The 14842-nt window shown below is 67.5% G+C and carries 14 protein-coding genes; 8 read left to right on the top strand and 6 right to left on the bottom strand.

The window, feature by feature from the left end:
- Window positions 1-325 precede the first annotated feature (325 nt).
- Together DFO63_RS05805 and DFO63_RS05800 are read right to left on the bottom strand one after the other, a co-directional pair.
- Window positions 326-871 (bottom strand): WG repeat-containing protein, encoded by a 546-nt coding sequence (locus tag DFO63_RS05805; RefSeq protein WP_119006581.1) that lies wholly within the window; start codon window positions 869-871, stop codon window positions 326-328.
- A complete protein-coding gene (locus tag DFO63_RS05800) occupies window positions 868-2574 on the bottom strand; it encodes an alkaline phosphatase (protein WP_014038013.1) in 1707 nt (568 codons plus the stop codon). The genes DFO63_RS05805 and DFO63_RS05800 overlap by 4 nt, the downstream gene beginning before the upstream one ends.
- A gap of 154 nt (window positions 2575-2728) precedes the next feature.
- On the opposite strand from DFO63_RS05800, the gene DFO63_RS05795 reads away from it, so the two are divergent.
- Complete coding sequence (locus DFO63_RS05795) at window positions 2729-4063, top strand: dicarboxylate/amino acid:cation symporter (RefSeq protein ID WP_046988032.1); 1335 nt, start codon at window positions 2729-2731, stop codon at window positions 4061-4063.
- Window positions 4064-4352: 289 nt separating this feature from the next.
- Here DFO63_RS05795 and DFO63_RS05790 read toward each other — a convergent pair whose 3' ends face one another.
- Together DFO63_RS05790 and DFO63_RS05785 are read right to left on the bottom strand one after the other, a co-directional pair.
- Window positions 4353-5060: a C40 family peptidase gene (locus DFO63_RS05790; protein WP_223224737.1), complete on the bottom strand. Its 708-nt coding sequence runs from the start codon at window positions 5058-5060 to the stop codon at window positions 4353-4355.
- Window positions 5061-5257: 197 nt separating this feature from the next.
- Window positions 5258-5797: a C40 family peptidase gene (locus tag DFO63_RS05785; protein ID WP_049445709.1), complete on the bottom strand. Its 540-nt coding sequence runs from the start codon at window positions 5795-5797 to the stop codon at window positions 5258-5260.
- 111 nt (window positions 5798-5908) lie between these two features.
- Between DFO63_RS05785 and DFO63_RS05780 the strand changes: the two genes are divergently transcribed.
- The 7 genes from DFO63_RS05780 (at window position 5909) to DFO63_RS05750 (ending at window position 12552) form a co-directional block, all read left to right on the top strand.
- Window positions 5909-6391: a peptidylprolyl isomerase gene (locus tag DFO63_RS05780; protein WP_014647924.1), complete on the top strand. Its 483-nt coding sequence runs from the start codon at window positions 5909-5911 to the stop codon at window positions 6389-6391.
- A 99-nt stretch (window positions 6392-6490) separates the two neighbouring features.
- Window positions 6491-7735 (top strand): DUF418 domain-containing protein, encoded by a 1245-nt coding sequence (locus tag DFO63_RS05775; protein WP_119006580.1) that lies wholly within the window; start codon window positions 6491-6493, stop codon window positions 7733-7735.
- Between the two features lie 3 nt (window positions 7736-7738).
- Window positions 7739-8989, top strand: a complete 1251-nt coding sequence (locus DFO63_RS05770; protein WP_049445618.1) for an FAD-dependent oxidoreductase — start codon at window positions 7739-7741, stop codon at window positions 8987-8989.
- Window positions 8986-10344, top strand: a complete 1359-nt coding sequence (gorA, locus tag DFO63_RS05765; RefSeq protein WP_119006579.1) for a glutathione-disulfide reductase — start codon at window positions 8986-8988, stop codon at window positions 10342-10344. The genes DFO63_RS05770 and gorA overlap by 4 nt, the downstream gene beginning before the upstream one ends.
- A 184-nt stretch (window positions 10345-10528) precedes the next feature.
- Window positions 10529-11449, top strand: a complete 921-nt coding sequence (locus DFO63_RS05760; protein WP_049445615.1) for a DMT family transporter — start codon at window positions 10529-10531, stop codon at window positions 11447-11449.
- Complete coding sequence (locus tag DFO63_RS05755; RefSeq protein WP_224329410.1) at window positions 11446-11784, top strand: MGMT family protein; 339 nt, start codon at window positions 11446-11448, stop codon at window positions 11782-11784. Before DFO63_RS05760 ends, DFO63_RS05755 begins: the two co-directional genes overlap by 4 nt.
- Before the next feature lie 93 nt (window positions 11785-11877).
- Entirely contained in the window at window positions 11878-12552 is a 675-nt protein-coding gene (locus DFO63_RS05750) for a rhomboid family intramembrane serine protease (RefSeq protein WP_032128229.1), read from the top strand.
- A gap of 80 nt (window positions 12553-12632) precedes the next feature.
- Here DFO63_RS05750 and DFO63_RS05745 read toward each other — a convergent pair whose 3' ends face one another.
- The gene (locus tag DFO63_RS05745; RefSeq protein ID WP_119006990.1) at window positions 12633-14216 is read right to left on the bottom strand and encodes an NAD(P)/FAD-dependent oxidoreductase; all 1584 of its coding nucleotides are present in this window, start codon (window positions 14214-14216) and stop codon (window positions 12633-12635) included.
- Between the two features lie 75 nt (window positions 14217-14291).
- On the bottom strand, window positions 14292-14786 hold the full coding sequence (locus tag DFO63_RS05740; RefSeq protein ID WP_119006578.1) for a VOC family protein: 495 nt from the start codon (window positions 14784-14786) through the stop codon (window positions 14292-14294).
- Window positions 14787-14842: the final 56 nt, after the last annotated feature.

Genomic DNA, 14842 nt, shown 5'->3' with positions numbered 1-14842 from the left:
GATCTGTCGGAAATGCTCTTGGGGTCAGATCCGTTTTCCGCAGGAAAACGGATCTGACCCCGGATTCAATTCGATATCTGACAGATTTCATCCACGCATGGCGTGGATGATCCAACCGTCACCGGAAATCTGTCGGGGGTGGGGCGGTGTGGGTGGGCAGGACCGTTGGCGCCATGGATGGCGTCATCGAGCCCCCATGGACGGGTTTACGGCGTGTCCTGCCCACCCACACCGCCCCGCCCAACCAACGGAAATCCAGAGCCGCTTTGGCTGTTGCTGTTGCTCTGGCTTGTAGCAGGTGCAGGGCGCAGCCCTGCCGAAAAACCTACTTCACCCGACGGCCCGAGCGGTCGATCCGGAACCGCTCTCCGCCTTCCATCGGCGTGTGGCCATCGGCATCCGGCGTGCCGCGCCGGCAGCCGTTGCAGACCTCGGCCACGCCATCCTGGAACGGCCAGCCGAAATCGAAGGTGCCGGGCACCACCTGGCGGAACTTCAGGTCGAAGTAGCCGACGCGGTGGCCGACGCGGGCGCGCAGCAGGCCTTCCTGCGGCGTTTCCGGGCCGTTGTCCCAGGTCAGCACCGGCAGGCTGCGGCCCTTGCGGTCGACGTAGTGGAAGCCCTGGTCGGCATACACCACGGCCAGGCCGTGGTCGTCGTAGTTCAGGTCCTTCAGCGTGTCGGCGCTGATCTTCGGCCGGTGATCGACCACCTCGCAGTTGGGCAGCGGCCACAACCCGTGTTCGTCGGTCAGCAGCTTGCAGGCCGGTGCCTGCGCCAGCGCGCTGGAACTGGCCAGCGCGCCGAGCAGGGCCAGCGACCGTGCGAAACGGCCGCGGGCGGGGGCAGGGTGGGCCTGCTGCACGATCACTTGGCCTCGGCCTTGCGTTCGAAGGCCGTCGGTGCCGGCAGCTGCACCGGCACGCCCTTGTCATCGCAGGTGCCGGCCTGGCACAGGCGCTCGCGCAGCGCCGGGGTGGCCTGCACGATCATGTGGTAGATCGCGTTCTGTTCCAGCGTGCCGCGGATCGCCTTGCTGCCCGGGCCGCGCGCCCAGATGCCGACGTCTTCACCGCCGTGCGATTCGGCCTTCATCGGCACCAGCGCTTCCTGCATGTAGTCCGGATGCTCGGTGTCGACCTCGCGCAGGTTCGGGCGGCCGTTGGCAGGCTCGAAGCTGCTCGGGTTGTGCGGGTAGCGCTTGGCGCCGGCCGGTTGCTGGTTGCTGGCGCCGGTATGTCCCGGGCCATTGGCGTAGGTCAGGGTGGTGTACGGCTGGCCGCTGCCGTCCAGCGCGTAGTCCAGCTTGCCGGCGCCGTCTTCGCCACCCTTGTCCTTCACCTTGCCCAGGATCGGGTTGCCGCGTGCCGGGTAGCCGACGAAGTTCAGCGTGTGCGAGTGGTCGGCGGTGACGATGATCAGGGTGTCGTCGGCCGAGGTCAGCTCGTTGGCCACGCGCACCGCGTCGGACAGCGCCACGGTCTCGGTCAGGGCACGGTAGGCGTTGCCGCTGTGGTTGGCGTGGTCGATGCGCGCGCCTTCGATCATCAGCACGTAGCCTTCCTGGTGCTTGGCCAGATTCTTGATCGCTGCGGCCGTCAGTTCGGCCAGGCTCGGCTCACCGCCCGGATCCTGCGGGCGCTCGTACTCGTAGCGCATGTGGTCCGGTTCGAACAGGCCAAGGATGGCCGGCGCGTTGGCGGCGGCGGCCAGCTGCTTGCTGTTCCACACGTAGGCACCCTGCGGGTGCGCCTGCTGCCATTCCTGCACCAGGCTGCGGCCATCCAGGCGCTGGCCGACCTTGTCGTCGTATTCCGGATCGCGCTCTTCCACGGTGGTGAATTCACCGCGACCGCCGCCGAGGGCGACCAGCGGGCCGCGCCCGTAGCGCGAGGTCGACAGCAGCTGCTGGGCGATGTCCTTGCAGCCTGCAGCCTTGGCCGCTTCAGTCAGGTCGGTATCGTTTTCCCAGTTGCGTTCGGGCGAGTGCGCATAGGTGGCGGCCGGGGTGGCATGGGTCAGGCGCGCGGTGGACACCACGCCGGTGGCCAGGCCGGCGCTGTCGGCCAGCTGCAGCCAGGTCAGCAGGCCCTTGGACAGGCTGTCGGCGCAGTCGGTGCGGCTGCCGGCGCTGACGCCGATCGCGCCCATGTGGGTCTTCACGCCGGTGGTGATGGCGGTCATGGTGCCGGCCGAATCCGGGGTCTGCGAATCGGTGTTGTAGGTCTTGCTGAACGCCGTGGCCGGGAAGCGCTCCCAGGACAGCAGGTTCTCCTCGCCCGAGCCACCCTTCTGCTGGCCTTCGTAGATGCGCGAGGCCGCCACGGTGGTCAGGCTCATGCCGTCGCCGAGGAACAGGATGACGTTCTTGGCCTTGCCGGACATCGCACCGTTGGCGGCGGCCTGGGCGGCGCCGCTGCGGTACCACCACTGCGGGGTCTCGCCGGCCGGATGGGCGACGGGATCGACGGCGACCTTCAGGCCGGCCGGGGCGGACGCGGGGGCGGTGCTGGCGCAGGCGCCCAGCAGCAGGGTGGTGGCGCAGGCGGCCAACAGGGAGACGGAACGGCGCATGGACGCTGGGATCTCACAAACTGTAACGGGACGTTCATTATGCCCGCCCCTGCAAGGCACGCCGATGACACACTGATTTGCCGGCCGGGCGGTCGTTCTGCGGGCCGCCTTGGGCTATCGTGCCAGCATCCCTTCCTTCCCCTCTGGATTGCCTATGAAGCTGGTCTCTGCCTGGCTGCGGATTCCATTCTGGCAGCGCGTGGTCGGCGGCTTCGTGCTCGGCGCGCTGGCCGGCTGGGCGCTTGGCCCGGCCGCGGAAACGTGGTTCGGCCCGCTCGGTGAACTGTACGTCACCCTGATCAAGATGATTGCGGTGCCGCTGGTGTTCTTCGCGGTCATCAACGCGATCTCGTCGCTGCACGGACAGAAGTCGGTCGCTGCGCTCAGTGGCCGCACCTTCCTGTGGTTCGTGATCACCGCTGCGTTGGCGGTGTGCGTGGGCCTGGGCGTGGGCACCGTGCTGCAGCCCGGCGCCGGTGGCCTGCAGCTGTCGATGGCCAGCAACTACGTGCCGCGTGAAGTGCCCAGCGTGGTGCAGGTGCTGCTGGACGTGGTGCCGGCCAATGTCTTCTATGCGCTGTCCGGCATCGGCACCAAGGTCAATGCGGCCGGTGAAACCGTGCTGGCTGCCGGTCGCGGCTCGATCCTGCCGGTGATCTTCTTCGCCGGCCTGGTGGGCTTTGCCATCGTCAAGCTGGGCGAGAAGGTGACCGAGGCGCGCAAGCTGGTCGGCCAGATGAGCGACATCATGATCCAGGTGACCCGCTTCGTGCTGGAAGTCACCCCGATCGGTACCTTCGGCCTGATCGCCGGCCTGGTCGGCAGCTACGGGTTCGAGAAGCTGCTGCCGCTGGGGCATTTCGTGCTGGCGCTGTACGTGGCCTGCGCCCTGCACATCGTGGTGGTCTACAGCGCACTGCTGCTGGCGCACGGACTGAACCCGCTGAAGTTCTTCCGTGGCGCGGCGCCGGGCATGCAGGTCGCCTTCGTCAGCTCGTCCAGCTTCGCCGCGATGCCGGTGGCGCTGCGTTCGATCACCCACAACCTGGGCGTGAACAAGGACTACGGTTCGTTCGCGGTGCCGCTGGGCGCCAGCATCAAGATGGACGGCTGCGGTGCGATCTATCCGGCGCTGTGCGCAGTGTTCATCGCGCAGTACAGCGGTGTGCCGCTGACCCCGGAGCAGTACGTGGTGGTGCTGATCGCGTCGGTGCTGGGCAGCTTCGGTACGGCCGGCGTGCCGGGTACCGCGGTGATCATGGCCACGGTGGTGCTGAGCGCAGCCAACCTGCCGCTGGAGACCATCGGCTACCTGTATGCCATCGACCGCATCCTGGACATGATGCGCACGATGACCAATGTGACCGGCCAGATGCTGGTGCCGGTGATCGTGGCCAAGGAAACCGGGCTGCTCGACCAGGCGGTGTATGACAACCCGTCCAGCAATGTGGGTGTGGACGATCCTGACCCGACACCGCCACGCGGCTGAGGTTGCGTGGAGACGAAAGGCCCGCCCTGACCGGCGGGCCTTTTGTTTGGGAGATGGCCGACGCGGTACCGGCCGAGGCGGGCACCTGGTGGATCCACGCCATGCGTGGATGGCGGCAGTGCCGACCAACGGTCGGCACCCACCAGAGGTCAGTAGATCCACGCCATGCGTGGATGGCACCCACCGGGGCCGACCGGCGCCCATCCGTCATTGTGGGCCCAACAAAAAAGCCGCTGCAAGGCAGCGGCTTTTCTCGTGTCAGGCGGCGCGGTAGCGCCAACCGCTCAGATCAGAGATCGACCCGGCGGGCCTGCATGAACTTGTTGCCCCAGTAGCCGCTGAGCAGGGTGTCCACGCGGACGTCCTTGCCTGAGCTCGGTGCGTGCAGGAAGCGGCCGTCGCCGACATAGATGCCGACGTGGTCAACACGGCCCTTGCGGCCGAAGAACACCAGGTCACCGGCAGCCAGCGCGGTGCGGTCGTTGATCAGTTCGGCGTTGTCATCGTGGGCCATCTCGCGCGAGACGCGCGGCAGCTCGATACCCAGGGCCGAACGGAACACATAGCCGACCAGGCCGCTGCAGTCGAAACCGCTGTCCGGGTTGCTGCCACCCCAACGGTACGGGGTGCCCAGCAGGGTCATCGCGCGGCGCAGCAGCGACTGCACCTTGCCGTTGTCGGCGGCGGTACCGACAACGCTGCCATTGGCGGCGCTGCTGGTGTCGTAGTTGGCGAGCAGGCGGCTGAGATCACCGGCCACCACGGCCGAGCGGTCCATCAGCGGAATGGTGTCGTTGGCGGCCAGGTGCGGCAGCAGGGCGGCCAGCGTGGCACTGGCGGCGGCATCGACGCGGCTGCGCTGCGGAGCGGCAGCCTCGGCCTTGGCGGCCGGTCGGGCGGTGCTCTCGGCCACCGGGGCCGGGGTCACATCGGAACGGTTCGGAGCAGTCTGCGACCAGGCCGGAAGGCTGGTCAGACACAGTGCCAGGCCAAGCAACAGCGGGCGGGCACTACGTGAAGATACGGAAGTCTGGCCTTCGCTTTTCAGGTCGTCAGTCGTCACGCGTCGGTCACAGGAAAAAAACGATGGGGCATCATGCCCTGTAAAAGCGGCAATAAGTTAAAAATTCCGTTAGTAAACCGTTAGTTTCAGGGTGATGTGCGTCACAGTTTTGAACATATCGCCTGTTCATTTTAGCGAAGGACACGTTTCGCGCCGGTGTAGTGGTCCTTCCAGTAGGGGCCGCTGAGCGAGTCCAGGCGCACGGTGCCGCCGGTGCTCGGCGCATGCACGAAACGCCCTTCACCTACATAGATGCCGACATGGGTGACGCTGCCGCGGCTGCCGAAGAACACCAGGTCGCCGGTGGCCAGGCGCTGCGGGTCGATCTTCGGGCCCTGTACCGCCGCCAGGTCGCGCGAGGTGCGCGGCAGCCGCAGGTCCAGCATCTCGCGATAGACATAGGCGACCAGGCCGCTGCAGTCGAAGCCCGAATCCGGGGTGTTGCCGCCGTAGCGGTAGGGCGTGCCGACCAGGCTGATGGCGCGCATCAGCACCGAGTTGGCAGCCTCGGGGTTGTCCGGCACGGTCTTTGGCCAGTTCGCCGTGGGCGGGGGCGGCGCCGGGCGGGTGGCCTTGCCACCGCCACAGGCGGTCATCAACAGGGGCAGGGCCAGCAGCAGGGCCGGGGCGAGGAACCGGCGCAGGCCGGACGAAACTGGCGTGATGTGCATGATCTCCGGATAATGCGCCACCTTGGATTGGCCGTCATGATGGCGGCGTCCCCGTCGGGCGACAACCCGCCCCAACCCGCCTGCCTCCGGCAGATCCAGACAGAGTTGCGCATGAAGATCGAAAAAGACCGCGTTGTCCGCTTCCACTACACCGTTTCCGAAGTCGGCCAGGAGCCGATCGAATCGTCCAAGGACCGCGGCGAGCCGCTGGCGATCCTGATCGGTCACGGCAACATCATCCCGGGCCTGGAAAACGCCATGATGGACAAGGAAGCCGGCGCGACCTTCAACGTCGACGTCAAGGCGGCCGATGCCTACGGCGAGCGTCGTGAAGGCCTGTCCCAGCGCGTGCCGAAGAAGCACTTCGGCAACACCAAGCTGGCTCCGGGCCAGCAGGTCGTGCTGCAGACCAACTTCGGCCCGCGTGCGGTGACCGTGCAGAAGGTCGGCATGAGCGTCGTCGACGTTGACCTGAACCATCCGATGGCCGGCAAGGACCTGCACTTCGACGTCGAAATCGTCGACGTGCGCGAAGCCGGCAAGGAAGAGCTGGACCACGGCCACGTCCACGGTGACGGCGGCCACCAGCACTGATCGCAGTGCGATCGTGATGGCAGCAACGGCCCGCTTCGGCGGGCCGTTGCGTATGTGGAACACGGCGCGGCCATCCATGGTGCACGGGCCGGCGGCATAATGGCGGACCTGTCCGACGGACCCCCCGTGAACGCCGCTTTTCCTTCCCTGCAGCCGGTGGCTTCCGGCGAACGCATCGCCGTGCTGGACGTGCTGCGCGGTGCCGCGTTGCTGGGCATCCTGCTGATGAACATCGAGGCCTTCAGTGGCCCGCTGGATCTGGCCTTCACCGGCATCGACGTGCACTGGCGGGGCATCGACTACTGGGCCGACGCCTTCGTCTACGTGTTCGTGCAGGGGAAGTTCTTCACCCTGTTCTCGCTGCTGTTCGGCGCCGGCTTTGCGGTGATGGCGCAACGCGCCGAGGTGGCCGGGCGCGACTTCACCCCGTTCTACCTGCGCCGCAGCGCCGGCCTGCTGCTGATCGGCCTGTGCCATGCACTGCTGGTCTGGTCCGGTGACATCCTGGTGATGTATGCACTGATCTCGCTGCCGCTGCTGGCCTGCCGCGAGGCGCCGCGCAGCTGGCTGCCGTGGATGGGCGTGATCGTCTACCTCGGCGGTGTAGCGATGATGCTGCTGGTGGGCGCGATGGTGTCGATGGCTTCGGCCGAAGAGGTGCGGGGCATGCTTGCCGAGGCGCAGCAGAGCATCGACCTGCAGCGGCAGGTGTACGGGCAGGGCAGCTGGGCGCAGGCCACCGTGCAGCGCCTGAGCGAGTTCGGCACCTCGATGGGCGCGCTGCTGATCACCGGCCCGGAAGTGCTGGGCATGTTCCTGATCGGTAGCTGGTTCGCCAGGAGTGGTGCGCTGGCGACGCCGGAGCGCTTCCCGCGGCTGTACGCGTCGCTGCGCTGGATCGCACTGCCGCTGGGCCTGCTGGTCACGCTGCTGGGGGTCGCCTGGAAACCCTACCTGGCCCCCGGCGCGTACAACCTGCCAGTGACGGCGGCGATGGCCCTGGTCACGGTTGGCGGGCTGCCGATGTGCCTGGGCTACCTGGCGTGGATCGTGCACTGGCGCACGCGGCTGGCGTGGCTGGCGCCGGTGGGGCGCATGGCGTTGACCCACTATCTTGGCCAGTCGCTGCTGTGTACCTGGACCTTCTACCACTATGGGCTGGGCAGGTTCGAGATGATGCCGCGCAGCGTGCAGCTGCTGTTCGCGCTGCTGCTGTTTGCCGCCCAGGTGGTGATTTCGCACCTGTGGCTGCGTCATTTCCGCTTCGGCCCGATCGAGTGGGTATGGCGTGCGATGACCTATCGGCAATGGCCACCGATGCGGCGTGGGGCCGCGCAGGGCTGATCGATGCAGGGCGCACACGAGGACGTGATCGTGGTCGGCGCCGGTGCCATTGGACTGGCCGCCGCGCTCGCGCTGCGTGCGCAGGGGCGGCAGGTGCGGGTGATCGACCGTGGGCGCGTCGGCGGTGCGACGTCGCATGGCAACTGCGGCACCGTCACGCCCAGCCATGCGCCACCGCTGGCGGCCCCCGGCGTGCCGTTGCGTGCGCTGCGCTGGATGCTCGATCCGCGTGCGCCGTTGTACGTGCGTACGCGGCTGGATCCGACGCTGTGGCGTTGGTTGCTGCAGTTCGGGGCGCGCTGCAATGCGCGCGACTGGCTGCACTCCACACGGGCACGCGGCGCGTTGTTGAATGATTCACGGCTGCGCCTGGCCCATTGGGTGCAGACGCATGCGCTGGACTGCGAATTCGCTGCGCGCGGGCTGGACTATGTGTTCGGTGACGCCCGCAACTTCGACCATCATGCGGCCGAGTGCGAGGCGCTGAACGCGCAGGGCATTGTCACGGCCTGCATCGATGGCGGCGACTATGCGCGCGACAATCCCGCGTTCCATGATCGCCTCGCCGGTGCGATCCACTTTCCTGGCGATGCGCAGCTGCGTCCGGACCGCTACACCGCTGAGCTGGCGCGCGTGCTGCGCGCGCAGGGCGTAGTGATCGACGAACAGGTGGACGTGCAGGGATTCAGTGACGATGCGCAGGGCGTACGCGTGCAGGCCGGCCAGCAGACCGTGCGGGCGCGTGAGCTGGTGCTGGCCACCGGCCCGTGGTCGCGCGACTGGGCACGGCAGCTGGACCTGCGCGTGCCGATCCAGCCCGGCAAGGGCTATTCGCTGACCTGGTCACGACCGGAGCAGGTGCCGCAGCGTCCGGTCGTGCTGAAGGATCATTCCGTGTTCGTGATTGCCTGGCGCGACGCGCTGCGCCTGGGCGGCACCATGGAGTTCGCCGGCGCCGACCCGCAGCTGCGCACGCGTCGCCTGCAGGCCCTGCAGCAGGCCGCCGACCACTACCTGCGCGCGCCGCGCGGTGCGCAGCTGCAGGAGCAGTGGTGCGGGTGGCGCCCCATGAGCGTGGACGACGTGCCGCTGATCGGCCGCGCGCCCGCGCATCCTCACGTCTGGCTTGCAGCGGGGCATGGCATGCTCGGCATCAGCATGAGCGCCGGCACCGGCCAGCTGATCGCCGATCTCGTCTGCGGCCGCACGCCAGCGATCGATCCTGCCCCTTACCGACCCGAGCGATTCCGATGAGCACTGCATCCTATGATTACGACCTGATCGTCCTTGGTGGCGGCTCCGCCGGCCTGGCCGGTGCGATCCGCGCCGCGCAGCACGGCAAGCGCGTGGCAATGCTGGAACCCGGTGAGCTGGGCGGGACCTGCGTCAATGTTGGCTGCGTGCCGAAGAAGGCGATGTGGCTGGCGGCTGACCTGCATGAGCGCATCGGCCTGGCCAGCGCGATGGGGTTCGATGTTCAAGCGCGCCCGGCGCTGTCGTGGAAGGAACTGGTGATCCATCGCCAGGCCTACATCAGCAACATCCATACCAGCTACCACAAGCGCCTGGACGAAACCGGCGTGGTGCGCATTCCGGCACGTGGTCATCTGCTTGATGCGCATACCGTGGCCTGCAGCGATGGCGTGCGCTACAGCGCCGAGCACATCCTGATCGCCACCGGCGCGCATCCGCTGCGCCCCGACATTCCCGGTGCCGAACTTGGCCTGGTCTCCGATGATTTCTTCGACCTGCGTGCAGCGCCGGCCGAGGTGGCGATCATCGGCGGTGGCTACATCGCGGTGGAACTGGCTGGCCTGCTGCAGGCACTCGGCAGCCGCGTGAGCCTGCTGGTGCGCGGCAAGCGGCTGCTGGAGCGCTTCGACTACGAGCTGACCGACCAGTTGGCCGAGAACCTGAAGCAGCAGGGCGTGCGCATCTATTTCGACTACCGCCTGCGCGAGCTGCAGCGCGATGGCGAACGCGTGCGCGCGTTCGGCAACGACGGCCCGCTCGACAACGTGTTCGATGCCGTGTTCTTCGCGACCGGCCGCCGCGGCAACAGTCGTGACCTTGGCCTGGAAGCGCTCGGCATCGGCATCGGCGAACACCAGCAGGTGCAGGTGGACGAATGGCAGACCACAAGCGTGCCGAGCGTGCATGCGGTGGGTGACATCGCCGGCAAGGTCGGATTGACGCCGGTGGCTGTAGCCGCATCGCGGCGGCTGATGGATCGGCTGTTCGGGGGGCGCCCGCAGTCGAAGATGGATTACGGGAATGTGGCCAGCGTGGTGTTCTCGCATCCGCCGCTCGGCGCGGTGGGCATGAGCGAAGAGGAAGCGCGCGCGCGTTTCGAGCAGGTGAGCGTGTACCACAGCCGCTTCCGTCCGATGCTGCAGGCGCTGGCCAACGGCACCCAGCGCAGCCTGTTCAAGATGGTCTGCGCCGGCCCGGACGAACGGGTAGTGGGCATCCACCTGCTGGGTGAAGCGGCCGACGAGATCCTGCAGGGCTTCGCGGTGGCGGTGAAGATGGGCGCGACCAAGGCCCAGTTCGACGACACCGTGGCGATCCACCCGACCTCGGCCGAGGAAGTGGTGCTGATGCGCTGACCTGCGGTTGTAGAGTCGAGCCATGCTCGACTGCCGTGCGAAAGCAGTCGAGCATGGCTCGACTCTACAGAAGGCGGCATTCGGGCACGCTCAGCGCTACCGGGGCGGGCACCGGACGCCCCCATGCGACAATGGCCGCCCCCACGCTTTTCCCAGCCGCTCCACGCGGCCCGCCGTCGTCCTGATGTCCAACACCGCTTCCCGTATCGCTACCGCCTCCCCTCGCATCGCGCTGGGGGGTATCGGCCTGGCCGCGATCGGCGCCATCGCTGCTTCCGGCAAGGCGATCATCGTCAAGCTCGGGCTGCGCCATGGCGTGGATGCCACCACGCTGCTCGCGCTACGCATGCTGATGGCGCTGCCCCTGTTCGCGTTGATGGCCGTGTGGGCCGCGCGCCGGGCCGAGCCGCTGTCCTGGGCTGACCGTACCCGCGTGCTGTGGCTGGGCTTCACCGGCTACTACCTGTCCAGCCTGCTCGACTTCCAGGGGCTGCAGTACATCAGCGTGACCCTGGAACGGCTGATCCTGTACTTGAACCCGACCCTGGTGCTGCTGATCAACGTGCTGCTGGCGCGCCAGCGACCGGGCCGCTGGCAGATCGGCGCGCTGGTGCTGAGCTACCTGGGCGTGCTGCTGGCCTTCGGCCATGACCTGCAGCGCGAGGGTGGGCAGATCATCGTCGGCAGCCTGCTGGTGCTGGGCAGCGCGCTCAGCTATGCGCTGTACCTGTTCGGCAGTGGGCAGGTGGTCGCGCGCATCGGGGCGGTGCGGCTGACCGCCTATGCCAGCTGCGTGGCCAGCGTGCTGGTGCTGCTGCATTTCGCGGTGACCCATCCGCTGCCACTGCTGTGGCAGGCACCGGCACCGGTGCAGTGGCTGTCGCTGGTCAATGCCACCGTGTGCACGGTGCTGCCGGTGCTGGCGATCATGCTGGCGGTGCAGCGCGTGGGTTCGTCGCTGGCCGCGCAGGTCGGTATGCTGGGCCCTGTTTCCACGATCGTGATGAGCCTATGGCTGCTCGACGAACCGATGGGGCCGGCGCAGATCGCCGGCACCGTGCTGGTGCTGATCGGCGTTCTGCTGGTGACCCGCCTGCGGCGCTGACGCCGGAGCAGGCGCGTGCGCGCATCCTGGCGGTGATCCGCGCGATCCCGGCGGGGCAGGTGATGGGCTACGGCCAGGTGGCGATGCGTGCAGGCCTGCCCGGGCGTGCACGCCTGACCGCGCGCATCCTTGGCCAGAACGACGACCCGGACCTGCCCTGGCACCGCGTGCTGCGCTCGGATGGGCGCATTGCCATGGAAGAAGGGTCGGCCGGCTGGCGCGAGCAGTCACAGCGGTTGCGCGCCGAGGGCGTGGTGGTGGAGAACGGCCGGGTGCGGATGCCGGCGACCGATCCGGCGGCGGCGCTGGACGCGGCCGTGTGGGGCCCGGGCTGAGCATCGCTGGCGACTGAACAGGCCGGACCTGCGGGTCGCCAACAAGACACGATGCTGCGGCTATGATGGAGGCCGTTCCATGCCGGTGCTCCCATGTTCCCGCGACTGCCAACCGTCACCAAGGCCCTGCTGATCGCCAACGCGATCCTGTTCCTGCTGCAGCAGCCGTTCCTGCTCGGCATGCAGACCTTCGAGCCCTTCATGCTGCAACCGTTGCAGCAGGGCTTCGACGCATTCTCGCCGGGCGGCAACTTCCAGCCCTGGCAGCTGCTGACCTACGGCTTCCTGCATGGCAGCTTCGGCCATCTGTTCTTCAACATGCTGGCGGTCTTCATGTTTGGCGCGCCGCTGGAGCAGACCTGGGGCGAGAAGCGCTTCCTGCTGTACTACCTGGTGTGCGTGGCCGGTGCCGGTGTCTGCCAGCTGCTGGTGGGGACGCTGCTGGAAAACCCGGCCACGGTGCTGGGCGCTTCCGGCGGCGTGTTCGGCCTGCTGCTGGCCTACGGCATGCTGTTCCCCAACCAGCGGGTGATGCTGCTGTTCCCGCCGATCCCGATGAAGGCACGGACCTTTGTGATCCTGTTCGGCGTGGGTGAGCTGGTGCTGGGCATGACCGGCTGGCAGCCGGGCGTGGCCCACTTCGCGCACCTGGGCGGCATGCTGTTCGGCTGGTTGCTGATCCGCTACTGGCGGGGGCAGTCGCCGTTCAACAAGCGCCGCCCGCCCGGCCCACCGAAGCGCCCGAACCATCTGCGCAGCGTCAAATGATCCGAAGGATCATTTGACGCGGTAGGTGCCAACCTTGGTTGGCGTTCGCTCTGCCGCTCTGTGCCAACCAAGGTTGGCACCTACCCATCCTGCAACACCACCTGCGCGGCATTGTGCCCCGGTGCGCCGGTGACGCCGCCGCCCGGATGGGTGCCCGAACCGCACAGGTACAGCCCGGGCAGGGCGCCGCGATAGCCGGCCTGGCCGACCATCGGCCGCGCCGAGAACAACTGGTTGGCACTCAGTGCGCCGTGGAAGATGTCGCCGCCGACCAGGCCGAAGGTGCGTTCCAGATCCAGCGGCGACAGCACCTGCCGACCGAGCACGCTGGCGGTGAAGCCGGGCGCATGCCGTTCGACGGTGGCGATCATCAGGTCGGCCACGGTCTCCCGGTGATCATCCCAATGGCGGCCTTCAGGCAACACCGGCGCCACGTGTTGGCAGAACAGGCTGGCCACATGCTGCCCGGGCGGCGCCAGCGAATCGTCCAGCGTGCTGGGGATCAGCATCTCCACGATCGGTTCGCGCGACCAGCCGTCGCGGCGCGCGTCCAGCCAGGCGCGGTCCATGTAGTCCAGGCTGGGTGCCATGATGATGCCGGCGCTGAGGTGATCGCCGGGGCCGGGCAGGGCGCTGAAATCCGGCAGCCGCGACAGCGCCACGTTCATCCGGAACGTGCCCGAACCGCAGCGCCAGTTCGCCATGCGTTCGCGCGTTGCGTTGGGTACCTGTGCCGGTTCCAGCAATTGTTCGTACAGCAGCTTCGGATTGACGTTGGCGACCACCGCGCGTGCGCGCAGGATCTCGCCGTTGGCCAGTTCCACACCCACCGCGCGGCCCTGTTCAATCCGCACGCGCTGCACCCCGGCCTCCACGCGCAGTTCCGCACCGGCCTCGCGTGCCGAGGCCGCAATCGCCTGGCTGATTGCGCCCATGCCGCCGATCGCGTGGCCCCATGCACCTTTCACGCCATTGCACTGGCCGAATACGTGGTGCAGCAGTACGTAGGCACTGCCCGGTGTATACGGGCTTGCGTAGTTGCCGACGATGCCATCGAAGCCGAACAGCGCCTTGATCGGCTCGTTCTCGAACCAGCGGTCCAGGTACTCGGCGGCCGACAGCGTGAACAGGTCCAGCAGTTCTTGCCGAAGCGAGGCATCCAGCGTCGCCAGTTCACGACCGAGACGGCCCATCTGCCACAGCGCAGGCAGCGCGCGCCAACCACCGGCAACGCCGACATCCGGTGGCGCGCGCAGAGCCCACGCGCGCAGCACGTCGGCGAAGATCTCCAGGCGCGCTTCGTATTCGGGTAGCCGCTGCGCATCCCGCTCGGAGAACTTCGCGACCTCGGCCTGGGTGCGGCCCGGGGCCGACAGCAGGTAACGACCATCCTCCAGCGGCAGGAAGTTGTTGGCCGGACGATTGACGATGCGCAGCCCATGCGCATGCAGCTGCAGGTCGTCGATCACCTTTGGCTGCAGCAATGACACCGTGTACGACGCCACCGAGTTGCGGAAGCCGGGATGGAACTCCTCGGTGACTGCGGCACCGCCGAGAACGCCACGACGTTCCAGCACCAGCACCTTCTTTCCAGCGCGCGCCAGATAGGCCGCGCAGACCAGGCCGTTGTGGCCACCACCAACGACGATCGCATCCCAGGTCATCAGCACCTCGCAAAAAGGGGACGGAGGGGATTAAGTCGCAATCTGCATCTGCGCACAGGGATGGGGAGAAACGACTTAATCCCCTCCGTCCCCTTTTTTGATTGCCGCTTCGATGGTGGCGATGTCGATCTTCTTCATCGGCATCATCGCGTTGAAGGCGCGCTTGGCCAATGCCTTGTCCTTGCTGGTCACCGCTTCGATCAGCATGCGTGGGCTGATCTGCCAGGAGATGCCCCAGCGATCCTTGCACCAGCCGCATTGGCTCTCCTGGCCACCGTTGCCGACGATCGCATTCCACAGGCGGTCGGTTTCGGCCTGGTCCTCGGTCTGGATCTGGAAGGAGAACGCTTCGCTGTGCTTGAACGCGGTGCCGCCGTTGAGGCCGACGCAGGGAATGCCGCAGACCGTGAACTCGACTGTCAGCACGTTGCCTTCCCTGCCGTCCGGAAAGTCACCGGGGGCGTGATGCACGGCGGTCACCGCACTGTCGGGCAGGATGCTGGCGTAGAAGGTGGCGGCCTCGAGCGCGCCGTTGTCGTACCAGACACAGATCGTGTTCTTGTGTGCCATGTCGGGGCTCCGCGATGGACGAAGGCGCAGCGATAGCATGCGCGGTGTTAACCCGG

Origin of the sequence: Stenotrophomonas sp. AG209, from assembly GCF_003550055.1 — a bacterium.
GTDB lineage: Bacteria > Pseudomonadota > Gammaproteobacteria > Xanthomonadales > Xanthomonadaceae > Stenotrophomonas.
This window is presented reverse-complemented; position numbering and strand designations above follow the sequence as displayed.

Excerpts from the sequence above, each read along its gene's own strand:
- DFO63_RS05800 (WP_014038013.1), bottom strand. The coding sequence starts at position 2,574 with ATGCGCCGTTCCGTCTCCCTGTTGGCCGCCTGCGCCACCACCCTGCTG.
- DFO63_RS05795 (WP_046988032.1), top strand. The coding sequence starts at position 2,729 with ATGAAGCTGGTCTCTGCCTGGCTGCGGATTCCATTCTGGCAGCGCGTG.
- DFO63_RS05785 (WP_049445709.1), bottom strand. The coding sequence starts at position 5,797 with ATGCACATCACGCCAGTTTCGTCCGGCCTGCGCCGGTTCCTCGCCCCG.
- DFO63_RS05780 (WP_014647924.1), top strand. The coding sequence starts at position 5,909 with ATGAAGATCGAAAAAGACCGCGTTGTCCGCTTCCACTACACCGTTTCC.
- DFO63_RS05775 (WP_119006580.1), top strand. The coding sequence starts at position 6,491 with ATGGCGGACCTGTCCGACGGACCCCCCGTGAACGCCGCTTTTCCTTCC.
- DFO63_RS05770 (WP_049445618.1), top strand. The coding sequence starts at position 7,739 with ATGCAGGGCGCACACGAGGACGTGATCGTGGTCGGCGCCGGTGCCATT.
- gorA (WP_119006579.1), top strand. The coding sequence starts at position 8,986 with ATGAGCACTGCATCCTATGATTACGACCTGATCGTCCTTGGTGGCGGC.
- DFO63_RS05760 (WP_049445615.1), top strand. The coding sequence starts at position 10,529 with ATGTCCAACACCGCTTCCCGTATCGCTACCGCCTCCCCTCGCATCGCG.
- DFO63_RS05750 (WP_032128229.1), top strand. The coding sequence starts at position 11,878 with ATGTTCCCGCGACTGCCAACCGTCACCAAGGCCCTGCTGATCGCCAAC.
- DFO63_RS05745 (WP_119006990.1), bottom strand. The coding sequence starts at position 14,216 with ATGACCTGGGATGCGATCGTCGTTGGTGGTGGCCACAACGGCCTGGTC.
- DFO63_RS05740 (WP_119006578.1), bottom strand. The coding sequence starts at position 14,786 with ATGGCACACAAGAACACGATCTGTGTCTGGTACGACAACGGCGCGCTC.